We start from the raw sequence: 823 nt of genomic DNA on the forward strand, positions 1-823 counted from the left end.
GGCGGGCTGATCGGTGCGCTCACCGACTCAGGCGTCCCAGAAGCGGACGCACATGTCTACGCGGAAGGTGTGCGACGCGGTGGCACCCTGGTGACTGCCCGCGTCGATGAATTCAGGGCCGAGGAAGCCCAGCGTATTCTGGAAGAGTCCAACTGGATTGACCCGGCAGCCCGTCGCAGGGATTACGAAGCAGACGGCTGGACAGGTTTCGATGCGACGCTCAACCCCTATACGCGGGATGAGATCGCTCGGGAGCGCAATCGCTATCCGATGGCCTGATCAACGGCAATTCTCCCTCCAGAAGAAGAGACCCCCATGCAAACGCTTGCTGAACTTTTCGAACATACCCTGCAGGACGTCCAGTACGCTGAGAATGCGATAGTCAAGGCTTTGCCAAAGGTGATTAAGGCCGTGCAGGCCGCTCCTTTGAAGCGGGCCATCGAATCCCATCTCGAAGAAACCAAGGGCCAGATTGCAACCCTCAAAAAGGTCTTCGCGACGATCGACAAAAAGCCGGAAGGTGTCAAATGCGACGCCATCGAAGGTTTGCTCAAGGAGGCCGATGGTCTGATCGAGGAAGCCAAGGGCGTTGCGCTCGACGCAGGGCTTCTCGCCGCCGCACAGGCAGTCGAACACTACGAGATCAGCCGCTATGGAGCCCTTAGAGAATGGGCTAAGGCACTGGGCAATGACGACGCCCACGTTCTGTTGACCGAGATCCTGGACCAGGAGAAGGCTGCCAACGCGAAGCTGACAACGTTGGCAGTGACGTTGGTAAACAAATAAATTTGCCAATGATGAGCCAGGCCGTCCGTCACCGGAC

Annotated in this window: 1 protein-coding gene and 1 pseudogene; both read left to right on the forward strand. The window is 58.1% G+C overall.

Translation table 11 applies throughout. The features are described 5' to 3' along the window. Window positions 1-279 (forward strand): annotated as a pseudogene (locus N181_RS33710) (hypothetical protein); the annotation flags it as partial. Window positions 280-315: 36 nt separating this feature from the next. Continuing rightward, entirely contained in the window at window positions 316-786 is a 471-nt protein-coding gene (locus tag N181_RS11120; protein ID WP_014330464.1) for a YciE/YciF ferroxidase family protein, read from the forward strand. Window positions 787-823 lie beyond the last annotated feature (37 nt).

The organism is Sinorhizobium fredii USDA 205, assembly GCF_001461695.1.
Classification (GTDB): domain Bacteria; phylum Pseudomonadota; class Alphaproteobacteria; order Rhizobiales; family Rhizobiaceae; genus Sinorhizobium; species Sinorhizobium fredii.